A 15,057-nucleotide genomic window follows, 5' to 3' on the forward strand; every position below is an offset into this window, starting at 1 on the left:
GAACCGGGAGATGACGATGCAAGCGCAATGGAACGAAGTGGACGATTATTTCTGCCAACAACTGGTCCGGCAGGACGCCGCGCTGGAGGCGGCGCTGGCGGACAGCGCGGCGGCTGGCTTGCCGGCGATCAATGTGGCGCCCAACCAGGGCAAGTTTTTGAACCTGCTGGCGCGCATCCACGGCGCGCGCCGGATCCTGGAGATCGGCACCCTGGGCGGCTACAGCACGATCTGGCTGGCGCGCGCGCTGCCGGAGAACGGCCGGCTGGTGACGCTGGAGTACGAGCCCAGGCATGTCGAGGTGGCGGCCGCCAATCTGGCCCGCGCCGGCGTGGCGGGTAAGGTGGACATCATCCAGGGCGCGGCGGCGGATTCGCTGCAGCGGCTGATAGACGACGGCGCGGCGCCGTTCGACCTGGTGTTCATCGATGCCGACAAGCCGAACAATCCGGTGTACCTGGAACTGGCGCTGCGGCTGTCGCGGCCGGGCACGGTGATCGTCGGCGACAACGTCGCGCGCCAGGGCGAGGTGGCCAATCCGGCCAATCCCGATCCGGCGATCGTCGGCACCCGCCGCTTCATCGAGATGCTGGGCGGCCATCCCCGGTTGTCGGCCACCGCGATCCAGACCGTGGGCGGCAAGGGCTACGACGGCTTCGCGCTGGCCATCGTCGAACGCTGAGCGCGGACGCGAAAACGGGCGGCGCCGCGAGGCCCCGCCCGTTTCGTTTTATTGCGTGGCCGTAGCGGCCGCGCGGCTTATTGCTGGGGTTCGAACACGTCGCGCCAGCCGGTGTAGGCGGTGACGAAGGCCACCGGAATCCACAGCAGCAGGCCCAGCCCCAGCGGCAGCAGCGCCACCAGGCAGCTGACGCCCAGCACCAGGCTGGCCACCAGCAGCGGCAGCCAGTTGCTCAGGCAGGCCCTCAGGCTGGCGCGCAGCGCCGGCCAAGGATCGACGCGGTTCAGCGCCACCATGGTGGGCGCGAACCAGTAGGCCATGCCCACCAGCACGCCGCCGATCAGGGCCAGCGCGCCCAGCGCGACGGCGGCGCCGCCGGCGGTGGTGGACGTGCTCGCCCCGGCCGCCTTGCCGAGCAGGCCGCCCATCAGGCCGCCGGACACGCCCATCGCCACCGCGGCCACGATCACCGCCAGCATCAGGCCGAAGATCATCGCGCCCAGCAGCAGCAGCGGGCCGGGCATCTGGCGGAAAGCGGCGAACAGGTCGGCCAGCTCCAGCTCTTCGCCGCGCTCGGACTTGGCGGCGGCCATCACGAAGCCGGCGGCGAACAGCGGGCCGATCAGCGCGCTGGCCAGGTCGCCCAGCACCGGCACCACGCTCAGCGCGATCTGGATCACCAGGTAGACCAGGGTCAGCAGCACCCAGGTCAACGGTTGCTGGCGCACGATCTGGAAGGCTTCCACGAACCAGCGCCAGCCTCGGCCGGCGCCGACTTTGCGATGGATGGGCGGACTGTTGGTTTGCTGCATGGGGTTCTCCGGAAAGGCGCGCTCAGGCGCGGAATGTTGATCGAATATGTCGAAAGAATGCGTTTGATAGCGGCTTATGCCTGATTGTACTCAATTTGCGCCGGGGCGGCCGGTTGCCGGGAAAGGGCAAAATCGGCGATAATCTCGCGGTTTTGCGACGGCGTGCCCCTGTCGCCAGCAGCATCGAGCGCGAGGGATGGACCGTCGTACCGGTTCCCAATAGTCTTGAGGTTTTACCTGCATGGTTACCCGCACCGAGCTTGCCAACGCTATTCGCTTCCTCTCCATGGACGCCGTGGAAAAAGCCAAATCCGGCCACCCGGGCGCGCCGATGGGCATGGCGGACATCGCCGAAGTCCTGTGGCGCGATCACCTGAAGCACAATCCGGCGAACCCGGACTGGGCCGACCGCGACCGTTTCGTCCTCTCCAACGGCCACGGCTCGATGCTGATCTACAGCCTGCTGCATCTGACCGGCTACGATCTCTCCATCGACGACCTCAAGAACTTCCGTCAGCTGCATTCCAAGACGCCGGGCCACCCGGAATACGGTTACGCGCCGGGCGTGGAAACCACCACCGGCCCGCTGGGCCAGGGCATCACCAACGCCGTGGGCATGGCGATGGCCGAAAAGATGCTGGCTGCCCAATTCAACCGCGACGGCCATGAAATCGTCAACCATCACACTTACGCCTTCCTCGGCGACGGCTGCCTGATGGAAGGCATCAGCCACGAGGCCTGCTCGCTGGCCGGCACCTGGGGCTTGAACAAGCTGGTCGCCTTCTGGGACGACAACGGCATCTCGATCGACGGCCACGTCGAAGGCTGGTTCAGCGACGACACCCCGGCCCGCTTCGAAGCCTACGGCTGGCAGGTGATCCGCAACGTCAACGGCCACGACCCGGCCGAGATCGCCACCGCGATCGCCACCGCCAAGAAGAGCGCCGACAAGCCGACGCTGATCTGCTGCCGCACCACCATCGGTTTCGGCGCGCCCACCAAGCAGGGCAGCCACGACTGCCACGGCGCGCCGCTGGGCGCCGCCGAGATCGCCGCCGCGCGCGAAGGGCTGAAGTGGCCGCACGCGCCGTTCGAGATCCCGTCCGAGATCTACGCCGAATGGAGCGCCCGCGACCAGGGCGCCGTCGCCGAGATCGAATGGAACAAGCGCTTCGACGCCTACCGCGCCGCGCACCCGCAACTGGCCGCCGAGTTCGAGCGCCGGATGGCGGGCGAGCTGCCGGCCGGCTGGGCCGAAGCCCAGGCCGCCGCCGTCGCCAAGATCGCCGACGCCGCCCAGACCGTGGCCACCCGCAAGGCCAGCCAGATCGCGCTGGAAGCGTTCTCCCCGTCCCTGCCCGAGTTCGTCGGCGGCTCCGCCGACCTGACCGGCTCCAACCTGACCAACTGGTCCGGCAGCAAGTGGATAGACGGCGAAGGCAACGGCAACTACATCAGCTACGGCGTGCGCGAGTTCGGCATGGCCGCCATCATCAACGGCATGACGCTGCACGGCGGCCTGCGCCCGTACGGCGGCACCTTCCTGATGTTCAGCGAATACGCCCGCAACGCGCTGCGCATGGCTTCGCTGATGAAGATCAATCCGATCTTCGTGTTCACCCACGACTCGATCGGCCTCGGCGAAGACGGCCCGACCCACCAGCCGGTGGAACAGACCGCCACGCTGCGCTACATCCCCAACCACCACGTCTGGCGTCCGTGCGACACCACCGAGACCGCGGTGGCCTGGGCGCACGCGATCGAGCAGAAAACCACGCCGTCCAGCCTGGTGCTGAGCCGGCAGAACCTGCCCTTCGTCGCCCGCGACGCCGCGCAGACCGCCGCGATCAAGAAGGGCGGCTACGTGCTGCGCGACGCGGCCGGCGCGAAGGCCGTGCTGATCGCCACCGGCTCCGAAGTGGAGCTGGCGCTGAAGGCGCAGGAAACGCTGGCCGCCGAAGGCGTGCCGGTGCGCGTGGTGTCCATGCCGTGCACCAATGTGTTCGACGCCCAGGACAAGGCCTGGCAGCAGAGCGTGCTGCCGGCGGGCCTGCCGCGCGTGGCGGTGGAGGCTGGCCATCCGGACTTCTGGCGCAAGTACGTGGGCTTGGAAGGCGACGTGGTCGGCATCGACCACTTCGGCGAATCCGCCCCGGCCGGCCAGCTGTTCAAGGAATTCGGCTTCACCGCGGAAAACGTGGTCGCCAAGATCCGCGCCGTTCTGCGTTAAGACGTAAACAGACCACCGGTTCTCCGGTGGTCTTTTTTTGCCGTGTCATGTAGTGACGCCGCTACATTCAGTGCCCTGGAGAAGAGAGAAGCATGACCATCCGCCTCGCCATCAACGGTTACGGCCGCATCGGCCGCCAAGTTCTGCGCGCCATCTACGAAAACAAGTTGCACGACGACTTCAAGGTGGTGGCGGTCAACGCCTCCGGCGACCTGAACATCAATGCCCACCTGACCCAGTTCGACACCGTGCACGGCCGTTTCCCCGGCAGCGTCGAGCAGGATGGCGAACACCTGATCCTGAATGGCGACAAGATTCCGTTCTTCAGCACCCGCAACCCGGCCGAGCTGCCGTGGAAGGCGCTGGAAGTCGACCTGGTGCTGGAGTGTACCGGCGCGTTCACCAGCAAGGAAAAGTGCCAGGCCCATATCGACGCCGGCGCCAAGAAGGTGCTGATCTCCGCGCCGGGCGGCGACGACGTCGACGCCACCATCGTCTACGGCGTCAACCACGACACGCTGACGCCGGAGATGACCGTGGTGTCGAACGCCAGCTGCACCACCAACTGCCTGGCGCCGGTGGCCAAGGCGCTGAACGACGCGATCGGCATCAAGAAAGGCCTGATGACCACCATCCACGCCTTCACCAACGACCAGGTGCTGACCGACGTCAAGCACAAGGACCTGCGCCGCGCCCGCTCCGCCACCGACAACATGATCCCCACCAAGACCGGCGCGGCCAAGGCCGTCGGCCTGGTGCTGCCGGAACTGAAGGGCAAGCTGGATGGCTTCGCGGTGCGCGTGCCCACCATCAACGTGTCGCTGGTGGACCTGACCTTCACCGCGATGCGCGACACCTGCAAGGACGAGATCAACGAGATCCTGCAAGGCGCGGCCAAGGGCAGCATGAAGGGCATTCTGGGCTTCAACACCCTGCCGCTGGTATCCGGCGACTTCAACCACACCGAAGAAGCGTCCACCTTCGACTCCACGCTGACCAAGGTGACCGGCGGCAACCTAGTCAAGGTATTGGCCTGGTACGACAACGAGTGGGGCTTCAGCTGCCAGATGCTGCGCACCGCGCGCGCGATGTTCGGCCGCTGAGGCGGACGGCGCGAAACGGCGGGGTGGGCGGCGATTTCATGCCATTCGCCCTGTTGTTTTGTTACACAGGGCGCGCAAAAAATTTGATTGGTGTTAAAGTGACGCCGCCTGATCGGCATACACTGCCGGATAGGGGCGATCACCGGTCCGCGCGTCCAGCGCGCCGGGTACGGCGGCAGCGGACGGGAAATTTTGCGACAGCCCGCGCGTCGAAAAAGGATTGCCCGTGGTTTCGTTCCAGCCTGTTCCGCAAGACCGGCGGCCCGCCGCTTGCCGGACCGTTCCGCATCCAAACCGAGTGAGTGAAACGATGAAATTCAACAAACTCTCCGAACAGAATCTTTCCGGCAAGCGCGCGCTGATCCGCGTGGACATGAACGTGCCGCTGAAGAACGGCGTGATCGGCGACGACACCCGCATCCGCGCCAGCCTGCCCACCATCGAACACTGCCTGAAAGCCGGCGCCGCCGTGCTGCTGATGACCCACCTGGGACGTCCGACCGAGGGCGAGCCGAAGCCGGAAGACAGCCTGGCGCCGGTGGTGGCCCGCCTGTCCGAGCTGTTGGGCAAGCCGGTGCGCCTGATCGCCGACTTCCACGCCGGCGTCGAGCTGGCCCCGGGCGAAGTGGCGATGCTGGAGAACGTGCGCCTGAACAAGGGCGAGAAGAAGAACAACGACGAGCTGGGCCGCGCCTACGCCGCGCTGTGCGACGTCTTCGTCCACGACGCCTTCGGCACCTCGCACCGCGCCGAAGCTTCCACCCACGCAGTGGCCAAGTTCGCGCCGGTGGCCTGCGCCGGCCTGCTGCTGTCGGCCGAGCTGGACGCGCTGTCCAAGGCGCTGCAGGCGCCGGCCCGCCCGCTGGTGGCCATCGTCGCCGGCTCCAAGGTGTCGACCAAGCTGACCATTCTGGAAGCGCTGGCCGACAAGGTGGATCAGCTGATCGTCGGCGGCGGCATCGCCAACACCTTCCTGTTGGCCGAGGGCAAGACCATTGGCAAATCGCTGGCCGAGGCCGACCTGGTGGAAGACGCGAAACGCGTGATCGCCAAGATCCGCGCCCGCGGCGGCGACGTGCCGCTGCCCGCCGACGTGGTGTGCGCCAAGGAATTCGCCGAGACCGCCGCCGCGGCCACCAAGAACGTGGCCGAGGTGGCCGCCGACGACATGATCCTGGACATCGGCCCGGACTCCGCCAAACAGCTGGCCGCCATCATCGCCCAGGCCGGCACCGTGGTGTGGAACGGTCCGGTCGGCGTGTTCGAGTTCGACCAGTTCGGCAACGGCACCAAGACGCTGGCCCAGGCCATCGCCCAGTCCAAGGCGTTCTCGATCGCCGGCGGCGGCGACACGCTGGCGGCGATCGCCAAGTACGGCATCACCGACGACATCAGCTACATCTCCACCGGCGGCGGGGCCTTCCTGGAATTCCTGGAAGGCAAGGAGCTGCCGGCGGTGGCCATCCTGGCCGAGCGCGCGGGTTAAAGAGAAGGATCGCATGGCGGCGTTGGCCGCCATGCGTTTGAGAATATGGATATTTTGACGAACAGCGGGCGCGCGATTGGCCGCCTGGAGCGGCTGCTCCGTTATACTGGCGGGTATCCCCCCAGCAGGAGAATGTGATGTCGCTGCAAACCTGGCTGTTGTTCGTCACCACCGTGTTCTTCGTCTCCGCCACGCCCGGCCCCAACATGTTGCTGGCGATGACGCACGGCATCCATTACGGCGTGCGCCGCACGCTGATGACCTGTTGCGGGCTGATGAGCGCGCTGGGCCTGATCATGCTGGGCTCGGTGGCCGGCCTGGGCGCGCTGCTGGCGACGTCCGAGCTGCTGTTCTCCATCGTCAAGTACGCCGGCGCGCTGTACCTGGTGTACCTGGGCGTCAAGACCTGGCGCAGCCTGCCGCAGCCGGTGGCCGAGCTGCGCGAGGACGACAGCGGCAAGCACGGCCCGTGGGCCTTGTTCCGCCGCGGCTTCCTGGTGGCGATGAGCAACCCCAAGGCCTTCATCTTCTTCACCGCGCTGTTCCCGCAATTCATGAACGCGCACCAGCCGCAGGGGCCGCAGCTGGCCATCCTGGCGGCCACGTTCTATCTGATCGAGTCCTGCTGGCAACTGAGCTACGCCAGCGGCGGGGCCCGGCTGGCGCGCTGGCTGAACAGCGCGCGCCGGCTGCGCCTGGTCAACCGCTTCAGCGGCGGGGCCTTCGTCGGCGCCGGCCTGTTGCTGACCGGCCTGTCTCGACAATAACCATCACGGCTGCCGATTCGCCATCGTCAGCCGTTTTTTTCGAACCGGCCCCGCGAAGCGCGGGGCTTCCCGAAGGAGAAACTCATGGCACTCGTTTCCATGCGCCAGCTGCTGGACCACGCGGCTGAATACAGCTACGGCCTGCCGGCCTTCAACGTCAACAACCTGGAACAGATGCGCGCCATCATGGAAGCCGCCGACAAGGTCGACGCGCCGGTGATCGTGCAGGCTTCGGCCGGCGCCCGCAAATACGCCGGCGCGCCCTTCCTGCGCCACATGATCCTGGCCGCGATCGAAGAATTCCCGCACATCCCGGTGGTGATGCACCAGGATCACGGCACTAGCCCGGATGTCTGCCAGCGCTCGATCCAGCTGGGCTTCTCCTCGGTGATGATGGACGGCTCGCTGAAGTCGGACGGCAAGACCCCGGCCGACTACGACTACAACGTCGGCGTCACCCGCACAGTGGTCAACTTCGCCCACGCCTGCGGCGTGTCGGTGGAAGGCGAGATCGGCTGCCTGGGCAGCCTGGAAACCGGCATGGCCGGCGAGGAAGACGGCGTCGGCGCCGAGGGCGTGCTGGACCACAGCCAGCTGCTGACCGATCCGGAAGAGGCCGCCCGCTTCGTCAAGGACACTGGCGTGGACGCGCTGGCCATCGCCATCGGCACCAGCCACGGCGCGTACAAATTCAGCAAGAAGCCCACCGGCGACGTGCTGCGCATCGACCGCATCAAGGAAATCCACGCCCGCATCCCCAATACCCACCTGGTGATGCACGGTTCCTCCAGCGTGCCGCAGGACTGGCTGAAGATCATCAACGAATTCGGCGGCGACATCAGCGAAACCTACGGCGTGCCGGTCGAGGAGATCGTCGAAGGCATCAAGCACGGCGTGCGCAAAGTCAACATCGACACCGACCTGCGTCTGGCGTCCACCGGCGCCATCCGTCAGTTCATGGCCAAGAACCCGGCCGAGTTCGACCCGCGCAAATACCTGGCCAAGACCATCGAAGCGATGCGCGACATCTGTATCGCGCGTTACGAGGCCTTCGGCTCCGCCGGCCAGGCCAGCAAGATCAAGGCCGTCAATCTGGACGCCATGGCCAATAAATACCTGAAGGGCGAGCTCGCGCAAATCGTGCGTTGAGCGCCGGATGACGATGAATGAGGCGGGGCAGGCTTTGTAAGCAAGATGTAAAAGCGCTTGCAAGGCTTTGCCTGGGAAGCAATAATTCATTTGTCATTTCAGGAATGGGATTCGTATGCACACTGGCCTAGCTCACCCGAGCGCCGCCGGTTGCCATGCCGACTGCCCTACCCGCCCTCGCGGCGGGTTTTTTTTTGCCAATGAACGATGTTTGCGCGCCGGCATTGGCCCGGCCCGGCGGTTTGCATACACTGCCGGTATTCGGATCAAGAACCAGGAGGGACCCATGAAATTGAGCCTGCTGTATTTCGCCCGGCTGCGCGAGACGCTGGGCGTGGAGAGCGAGCAATTGGACAGCGAAGCGGCCAACGTGGCCGAGCTGCTGGCCGAGCTGCGCCAGCGCGGCCAGTCCTGGGCGCTGGAGCTGGCCGCGGACAAGGTGTTCCGGGTGGCGGTGAACCAGGAGATGGCGGGGCCGGACACGCCGCTGGCCGACGGCGACGAAGTGGCGGTGTTTCCGCCGGTGACCGGGGGCTGATATGATCGTCAACCATATCCGGGTGCAGACCGAGGACTTCGATGTCGGCGCCGAGGTCAGGCGCTGGTCGGCCAATCCGGCTTGCGGCGCGGTGGTCAGCTTCACCGGCCTGGTGCGCGATTATGGCGACCGCCAGGATGTGGTGGCGCTGGAGCTCGAGCATTATCCGGGCATGACCGAGAAGGCGCTGGCCGACATCGTCTGCGAGGCGCGCAAGCGCTGGTCGTTGAAGGGGGTGACGCTGATCCACCGCGTCGGCCGGCTGGCGCTGGGCGACGACATCGTGCTGGTGGTGGCGGCCAGCGGCCACCGCCGCGACGCCTTCGAGTCCGCGTCCTTCCTGATGGACTATCTGAAGCGGCAGGCGCCGTTCTGGAAATGCGAAATCCTGGCCGACGGCAGCCGCCACTGGGTGGACGCCAAGGCCAGCGACGAGGCGGCGGCGGCGCGCTGGGACGATCCGGCCGGCCAAGCTTGATCGGAGATTGCAAAGGGGGGGCGGACATGACGATGGACGTGATCGACTACCAGGTGTTCGGCGACGACATGCAGTATGTCGAGGTGGAACTGGACCCGGGCGAGGCCGCGGTCGGCGAGGCCGGGGCGCTGTACTACATGCAGGACGGCATCGCGATGGACACCGTGTTCGGCGACGGCTCCGGCCGCGACGGCGGCGTGTTGGGCTCCTTGCTGGGCGCCGGCAAGCGGCTGCTGACCGGCGAGTCGGTGTTCACCACGGTATTCGCCAACCAGTCGCACGGCCGGCGCAAGGTGGCCTTCGCCGCCGCCACGCCGGGCAAGATCGTGCCGGTGCATTTGCTGGAGCTGGGCGGCGTGCTGTACGCGCAGAAGGACAGCTTTCTCGCCGGCGCCAAGGGCGTCAGCCTGGGCCTGGCCTGGCAGAAGCGCATCGGCACCGGCCTGTTCGGCGGCGAAGGCTTCATCATGCAGAAGCTGGAGGGCGACGGCTACGTGTTCCTCCATGCCGGCGGCGCGCTGACCGAGCTGCAGCTGCAACCGGGCGAGACGGTGCGGGTGGATACCGGCTGCGTGGTCGCCTACCAGCCCAGCGTCGACTTCGACATCGAATACGTCGGCAAGCTGAAGAGCGCGCTGTTCAGCGGCGAGGGTCTGTTTTTCGCCAAGCTGACCGGTCCGGGGCGGGTGTGGCTGCAATCGCTGCCGCTGTCGCGGCTGGCCGACCGCATCGTCGCCGCCGCGCCGCGCGCCGGCGGGGAATCTAAAGAACAGGGCTCGCTGCTGGGCGGCCTGTTCAGCGACAAGAACTAGGTTCGCGCCGCCAGCCGTCCAACCGGTAGTGGCGGGCGCCGTCGGCGCGCAGCTCGGACGCCAGCAGCGCCACTTCCGCCAATGGCAGCGCCAACGGCGGCAGCGTCTGTTCCGGCAGCGGCCGCGCCAGGCGGCGCAGCAAGGTCAGGTGCGGGCGGTAGGATTGCGTCTCGATGGCCAAACCCGCCGCGCGCAGCTCCGTTTTCAGTCGTTCCACCCACGCGGACAGCGCCGGCGGCGAATGGGCCGGTCCGCACCAGCCCACATCGCGCCAGCTGCCGCAGCCGTCCAGAACGATGGCGGGCGGTAGATTGGCCGCCGCCCGTTCGGCGCAGTCGGCGGCCTGTTGCAGCCGCAGCGGCGTCAGTTCTCCCAGGAAAACCAAGGTCAGATGCAGCTGGGCCGCGGCAAGCGCGCGGCCGCCGGCCTGTCGCCGCAAGCGCTTCTGCCATGCTTGCAGCCCGGCCAGGCATTCCGGCGGCGGCAGGCAGGCCAGGAAGGCGCGCATGCCGGCCTCAATCCTCGTGGCGGATCAGCGCCTGGCGGCGCTTGACGAAGCCGCGCACCCGTTCGTTGTCGTGTGGCAGCCAGTGCAGCAGCTCGCGCAGGCTCTGCATCTCGCCGGCGTAGTCCTGGCCGGCCTCCTGCCGGTTTTCGGCGATGCGCAGCAGCATCGCGCAGCCATATAGGCCCAGCCGGCAGTTCAGCGTCCGCATCGCGTCGGCGTGCAGCATCTCGGCGGCGGTCTCAAGCCGGCCCTGGTTGGCTTGGTCCAGCGCGGCGCGGCTCTTGTCCTGCAGCTCGGCGTAGGCGGCGCGCGCAGCGTCGCCGCAAGCCGGCCGCGGCGCGGCCACTTCCAGCAGGCTGCCCAGCTCGTGGCGGCTGTCGGCGAAACGCAGCGCGATCGCGCGCGCCCAGTCCGGCGCGCGCTCGGCGCCTTCGCCGTCCGGCAGCTTGGCGGCCGCCGACAGCAGGCGCAGCGCGCTGGCGAAGTCGGTTTCCGGCGCGGCGATCCATTCGGCGGCTTCGGCCAGATGGGTATGGGCCTGTTGCGGCCGCTGCTGGGCCAGCGCGGTCATCGCGCGGCACACCGCCATCGTCAGCGGACCGCCGGGCAGCTCGCCCTGGCGCGCGGCGATGTCGTGCTGCAGCCGGTCCAGCTGCTGGGTCTGGCCGCTTTCGCAGCGCGCCTGCAGCAGGTCCACCATCGCTTCCGGTCCGAAGAAGCTGTTGCCGCGGCCGATGTCCACCGCGCGCTGCAGCGGCTCCACCGCCCGCGTCGCCTCGCCGCTGCGCAGCAGCGCGGTGCCGTAGTGGTGCAGCCGGCTGAAGTTGCGCGGCGAGATCGCCACCGCTTTTTCCAGCGCGCCGGCGGCGTCCGAATAGTTGCCGTCGTCGGTCAGATTCTGCGCCAGCAGGTCGTAGGCTTCGGTGTAGCGCGGGGCTTCGGCGATCACCTGGTCCAGCAGCGCGTTGGCGCCGCCGCCGTCGCCCTGCTCGGACAGGATGCGGGCGACGCCCATCTTGGCCCAGGGCAGCTCGTCCTTGGACAATACCTCGCGGTAGAGCCGCAGCGCGGCTTCGTGCAGGCCTTCGCGCGCCAGCAGCTCGCCGCATAGCCGCTGCGCGTCCAGCCGCCGCTGGCGGCTGTCGGCTTCGGCGATCAAGCCGCCCAGGGTCTGGATCGCCTGTTCGGTCTTGCCCTTGTCCAGCAGCCGGTGCGCCGGAGAGAGGAAGGCCTTGCGCCGGGCGGCCGCCTCCAGCCGGTCCAGCAGCTGCTGGGTGGTGAAGGGCTTGAGGATGTAGTCGTCGGGAACCAGCTCGGCGGCGCTGGCCACCTGGCCGTAGTTGCGCTCGCCGGTGATCATCACCCACAGCGTGGACAGCGGCAGCGCGCCGGAGCGCCGGGTCGCCTCCAGCAGCTCCTGGCCATTCATGCCCAGGCCAAGGTTGTAATCGCACAGCACCACGTCGTAGCGGCGGCCGCGCAGCCGGTTCTGCGCCTCGCCGGCGTGGCTGGCGGTTTCCGATTGGGTGACGCCGCCCATGGCCAGGATGGCGCGTATGCCCTGGGACATGCTGTGGGCGTCGTCCACGATCAGCACCGTGGTGTTTTCGTCGAATGCCATATCGCCTCTCGCGTGGGCCGGCGCGCCGGCGGAAGGGTTGCCGGGCGGGTTTATTCGCAGTCGGGGTTCAGCGCGTGCAGCCGGCGCAGGAAGCCGCGCACGCGCTCGTTGTCTTCCGGCAGCCAGTCGATCAGCCGCTGCACCTGGCGCTGCGCCTCGGCGAAGTCGCGGTTCGCCTTGTGGAGGTTTTCGCAGTTGCGCAGCAATAGCGCGCAGGCGTTCATGCTGATGCGTTCGTTCAGGGTTTCCTGCGACAGCTGGTACAGCATCGTGGCGGCCTCTTCCAGCTTGCCGTTGCCGGCCAGCTCCACCGCCTTGTTGCTCTCCTGCTGCAGCGTTTCGTAGGCGTTTTCGATGGCGGCGTGGCCGGCTTCGTGCTTGTGGGAGATTTCCAGCAGCGTGCCCAGTTCGTGGCGGCCGTCGGCGAAGCGCAGCGCGATGCCGTGTCCCCATTGCTGCGGCAGCTCGTTGCTCAGTTCGGCCGGCAGCCGCACTGCGGCGGACAGGAAGCGCTGGGCGGAGGAGAAGTCGGTTTCGCGGGCGCGCAGCTCGCCGGCCACGCCCTGCAGCTGGGCCAGCGCGTCGCTGGGCCGCTGTTGGGCCAGCGCGGTCATCGCGCGGCAGACCGCCATCGTCAGCTTGCCGCCGGGCAGCTCGTCGATGCGGCCGGCGATCTCCGCCTGTAGCCGGTCCAGCTGCTGGGTCTGGCCGCTCTCGCTGTAGGCCTGCAGCAGGTCCACCAGCACGTCGGGGCCGAAAAAGTTGTTGTTGCGGCCGATTTCCACTGCCCGCTGCAGGTAGTCGGCGGCCTTGGTCGGGTCGCCGCAGCGCAGCAGCGCGGTGCCGCAGCTCTTCAGCCGGTTGAAATTGCGCGGCGAGATCGCCACCGCCTTTTCCAGCACCACGGCGGCGGTCTGGTACTGGCCGTCGTCGATCAGGTTCTGCGCCAGCAGGTCGTAGGCGTCGGTGTAGCGCGGCGCGTCGGCGATGATCTCGCGCAGCAGCGCGTTGGATTCCTGGCTCTCGCCCTGCTCGGCGACGATGCGGGCGACGCCCATCTTGGCCCAGGGGATCACGCGCTGGGTCAGCAGCTCCTGGTAGATGGTCAGCGCCTCGCCCTGGCGGCCCTCGTTGACCAGCAGTTCGGCGGCCAGGCGTTTGGCGTCCAGCCGGTACTGCGGGTTCTGCGTCTCGCGCGCCAGCTGCAGCAGCACCTGTATCGATTGCTCCACCTTGCCCTGGGCCAGCAGCTTGTGCGCCGGCGCGAGGAAGGTCTTGCGCTGGCCGGCGAGGTTCATCCGGTCCAGCAGCAGTTGGGAGGCGAACGGCTTGAGGATGTAGTCGTCGGGGGCCATCTCGGCGGCGGCCACCACCCGTTCGTAGTGGCGCTCGCCGGTGATCATGATCCAGATGGTGGACAAGGGCAGGTTGCCGCCCTTGCGCATCGCCTCCAGCAATTCCTGGCCGTCCATGCCCTCGCCCAGGTTGTAGTCGCACAGCACCACTTCGTAGGGCTTGCCGCGCAGCCGGTTGCGGGCCTCGCTGGCGTTGCTGACGGCGTCGGAGCGGGTGATGCCGGCCATGGACAGCATGGTGCGCAGCCCCTGGCGCACGGTGTGGGAGTCTTCGATGATCAGTACGGTGGTGTTGGCGTCGAATTGCATGGTGGGTGCCGGCGCGGGGCCGGTCTCAGACGATATCCAGGTGGTCTATGCCTTCCAGCGGGTCGCGGTTGCGCGCGCTCTCGCTGTACAGCTTGATTCTCAGGCGCAGGTCGTTGATGGAGTCGGCATTGCGCAGCGCGTCCTCGTAGGTGATCAGCTCGGCTTCGTACAGCTCGAACAGCGACTGGTCGAAGGTTTGCATGCCGGCCTCGCGCGAGCGTCCCATCACTTCCTTCAGTCCGGCGATCTCGCCCTTGAACACCATGTCCGACACCAGCGGGCTATTCAGCAGGATTTCCACCGCCGCTACCCGGCCGCTGCCGGACTTGTGCGGCACCAGCCGCTGCGAAATGATGGAGCGCATGTTCAGCGACAGGTCCATCAGCACCTGCTGGTGGCGTTCTTCGGGGAAGAAGTTGAGGATGCGGTCCAGCGCCTGGTTGGCGTTGTTGGCGTGCAGCGTCGCCAGGCACAGATGGCCGGTTTCGGCGAATTGCAGGCCGTAGGCCATGGTTTCCCGATCGCGGATCTCGCCCATCAGGATCACGTCCGGCGCCTGGCGCAGCGTGTTCTTCAGCGCGATTTCCCAGTTCTCGGTGTCCACGCCGATCTCGCGCTGGGTGACGATGGATTTCTTGTGGGTGTGCACGTACTCGATCGGGTCTTCGATCGTGATGATGTGGTCCTGGTTATGGGTGTTGCGCCAATCCACCAGCGCGGCCAGCGACGTGGATTTGCCCGAGCCGGTGCCGCCGACGAAGATCACCAGCCCGCGCTTGATCAGCGCGATGTCCTTCAGCACCTCGGGCAGGGTCAGCTGGTCGAAGGTGGGGATGTCGGTGTTGATCTTGCGCAGCACCATGCCCGCCATGCCCTGCTGGATGAAGGCGCTGACGCGGAAGCGGCCGACGCCGGGCGGGTTGATCGCGAAATTGGCTTCCTTCTTCGTCTCGAACTCTTCGGTCTGGCGGTCGTTCATCACCGCGCGCACCAGCTCCTTGCTTTGCTGGGCGGTCAGCGCCTGCGGCGCCACCGGCGTGATCTTGCCGTCTATCTTCATCGCCGGCGGAAATTCGGCGGAGATGAAGATGTCGGAGGCGTTCTTGCCTGTCGCGTGCTTGAGCAGGTCGTGGATGAATTTCGAGGCCTGGTCTTTTTCCATGGCGGCGTTTCCTGCGTAAGCTGCTGATACAGTCTAGCCCGCTAT

General features: G+C 67.2%; 14 protein-coding genes. 9 read left to right on the forward strand and 5 right to left on the reverse strand.

The genetic code is table 11. The features are described from left to right. Positions 1-16 precede the first annotated feature (16 nt). Positions 17-682 (forward strand): O-methyltransferase, encoded by a 666-nt coding sequence (locus tag ACX17K_RS14760; protein WP_493775396.1) that lies wholly within the window; start codon positions 17-19, stop codon positions 680-682. Positions 683-759: 77 nt separating this feature from the next. On the opposite strand, the gene ACX17K_RS14765 is transcribed toward ACX17K_RS14760, so the two are convergent. Then, positions 760-1,494 carry a BPSS1780 family membrane protein gene (locus tag ACX17K_RS14765; protein WP_493775397.1) on the reverse strand — a complete coding sequence of 245 codons (735 nt, stop codon included), beginning with the start codon at positions 1,492-1,494 and terminating at the stop codon, positions 760-762. Between the two features lie 241 nt (positions 1,495-1,735). On the opposite strand from ACX17K_RS14765, the gene tkt reads away from it, so the two are divergent. The 8 genes from tkt to ACX17K_RS14805 all read left to right on the forward strand — a co-directional run bounded on the left by tkt (position 1,736) and on the right by ACX17K_RS14805 (position 10,057). Further along, positions 1,736-3,724, forward strand: coding sequence for a transketolase (gene tkt / locus ACX17K_RS14770; protein WP_493775398.1), 1,989 nt, complete (start codon positions 1,736-1,738; stop codon positions 3,722-3,724). 92 nt (positions 3,725-3,816) lie between these two features. Further along, positions 3,817-4,827, forward strand: coding sequence for a type I glyceraldehyde-3-phosphate dehydrogenase (gap, locus tag ACX17K_RS14775; protein ID WP_493775399.1), 1,011 nt, complete (start codon positions 3,817-3,819; stop codon positions 4,825-4,827). A 310-nt stretch (positions 4,828-5,137) separates the two neighbouring features. After that, positions 5,138-6,313, forward strand: a complete 1,176-nt coding sequence (locus ACX17K_RS14780) for a phosphoglycerate kinase (RefSeq protein ID WP_493775400.1) — start codon at positions 5,138-5,140, stop codon at positions 6,311-6,313. 137 nt (positions 6,314-6,450) lie between these two features. After that, the gene (locus ACX17K_RS14785) at positions 6,451-7,080 is read left to right on the forward strand and encodes a LysE family translocator (RefSeq protein ID WP_070980358.1); all 630 of its coding nucleotides are present in this window, start codon (positions 6,451-6,453) and stop codon (positions 7,078-7,080) included. An 84-nt stretch (positions 7,081-7,164) separates the two neighbouring features. Then, positions 7,165-8,229, forward strand: a complete 1,065-nt coding sequence (gene fba / locus ACX17K_RS14790) for a class II fructose-bisphosphate aldolase (protein ID WP_493775401.1) — start codon at positions 7,165-7,167, stop codon at positions 8,227-8,229. Positions 8,230-8,515: 286 nt separating this feature from the next. Next, positions 8,516-8,767: a molybdopterin converting factor subunit 1 gene (gene moaD, locus ACX17K_RS14795; RefSeq protein ID WP_493775402.1), complete on the forward strand. Its 252-nt coding sequence runs from the start codon at positions 8,516-8,518 to the stop codon at positions 8,765-8,767. A gap of 1 nt (position 8,768) precedes the next feature. Then, positions 8,769-9,245, forward strand: coding sequence for a molybdopterin synthase catalytic subunit MoaE (gene moaE, locus ACX17K_RS14800; protein ID WP_493775403.1), 477 nt, complete (start codon positions 8,769-8,771; stop codon positions 9,243-9,245). A gap of 26 nt (positions 9,246-9,271) precedes the next feature. After that, on the forward strand, positions 9,272-10,057 hold the full coding sequence (locus tag ACX17K_RS14805; RefSeq protein ID WP_493775404.1) for a TIGR00266 family protein: 786 nt from the start codon (positions 9,272-9,274) through the stop codon (positions 10,055-10,057). On the opposite strand, the gene thpR is transcribed toward ACX17K_RS14805, so the two are convergent. From thpR to ACX17K_RS14825, 4 genes are read right to left on the reverse strand one after another with little or no spacing between them, the layout of a single operon-like run. Further along, positions 10,041-10,565, reverse strand: coding sequence for an RNA 2',3'-cyclic phosphodiesterase (gene thpR / locus ACX17K_RS14810; protein WP_493775405.1), 525 nt, complete (start codon positions 10,563-10,565; stop codon positions 10,041-10,043). The two genes, ACX17K_RS14805 and thpR, sit on opposite strands and share 17 nt — an antisense overlap. Positions 10,566-10,572: 7 nt before the next feature. Next, positions 10,573-12,186 (reverse strand): response regulator, encoded by a 1,614-nt coding sequence (locus ACX17K_RS14815; RefSeq protein WP_493775406.1) that lies wholly within the window; start codon positions 12,184-12,186, stop codon positions 10,573-10,575. Positions 12,187-12,236: 50 nt separating this feature from the next. Continuing rightward, positions 12,237-13,850, reverse strand: a complete 1,614-nt coding sequence (locus tag ACX17K_RS14820; RefSeq protein WP_493775407.1) for a response regulator — start codon at positions 13,848-13,850, stop codon at positions 12,237-12,239. 25 nt (positions 13,851-13,875) lie between these two features. Continuing rightward, a complete protein-coding gene (locus ACX17K_RS14825; protein ID WP_493775408.1) occupies positions 13,876-15,012 on the reverse strand; it encodes a PilT/PilU family type 4a pilus ATPase in 1,137 nt (378 codons plus the stop codon). Between the last annotated feature and the right edge of the window lie 45 nt (positions 15,013-15,057).

The sequence above is a fragment of the Chromobacterium sp. INPA-IVC genome (assembly GCF_059047085.1).

Excerpts from the sequence above, each read along its gene's own strand:
- ACX17K_RS14760 (WP_493775396.1), top strand. The coding sequence starts at position 17 with ATGCAAGCGCAATGGAACGAAGTGGACGATTATTTCTGCCAACAACTG.
- ACX17K_RS14765 (WP_493775397.1), bottom strand. The coding sequence starts at position 1,494 with ATGCAGCAAACCAACAGTCCGCCCATCCATCGCAAAGTCGGCGCCGGC.
- tkt (WP_493775398.1), top strand. The coding sequence starts at position 1,736 with ATGGTTACCCGCACCGAGCTTGCCAACGCTATTCGCTTCCTCTCCATG.
- gap (WP_493775399.1), top strand. The coding sequence starts at position 3,817 with ATGACCATCCGCCTCGCCATCAACGGTTACGGCCGCATCGGCCGCCAA.
- ACX17K_RS14780 (WP_493775400.1), top strand. The coding sequence starts at position 5,138 with ATGAAATTCAACAAACTCTCCGAACAGAATCTTTCCGGCAAGCGCGCG.
- ACX17K_RS14785 (WP_070980358.1), top strand. The coding sequence starts at position 6,451 with ATGTCGCTGCAAACCTGGCTGTTGTTCGTCACCACCGTGTTCTTCGTC.
- fba (WP_493775401.1), top strand. The coding sequence starts at position 7,165 with ATGGCACTCGTTTCCATGCGCCAGCTGCTGGACCACGCGGCTGAATAC.
- moaD (WP_493775402.1), top strand. The coding sequence starts at position 8,516 with ATGAAATTGAGCCTGCTGTATTTCGCCCGGCTGCGCGAGACGCTGGGC.
- moaE (WP_493775403.1), top strand. The coding sequence starts at position 8,769 with ATGATCGTCAACCATATCCGGGTGCAGACCGAGGACTTCGATGTCGGC.
- ACX17K_RS14805 (WP_493775404.1), top strand. The coding sequence starts at position 9,272 with ATGACGATGGACGTGATCGACTACCAGGTGTTCGGCGACGACATGCAG.
- thpR (WP_493775405.1), bottom strand. The coding sequence starts at position 10,565 with ATGCGCGCCTTCCTGGCCTGCCTGCCGCCGCCGGAATGCCTGGCCGGG.
- ACX17K_RS14815 (WP_493775406.1), bottom strand. The coding sequence starts at position 12,186 with ATGGCATTCGACGAAAACACCACGGTGCTGATCGTGGACGACGCCCAC.
- ACX17K_RS14820 (WP_493775407.1), bottom strand. The coding sequence starts at position 13,850 with ATGCAATTCGACGCCAACACCACCGTACTGATCATCGAAGACTCCCAC.
- ACX17K_RS14825 (WP_493775408.1), bottom strand. The coding sequence starts at position 15,012 with ATGGAAAAAGACCAGGCCTCGAAATTCATCCACGACCTGCTCAAGCAC.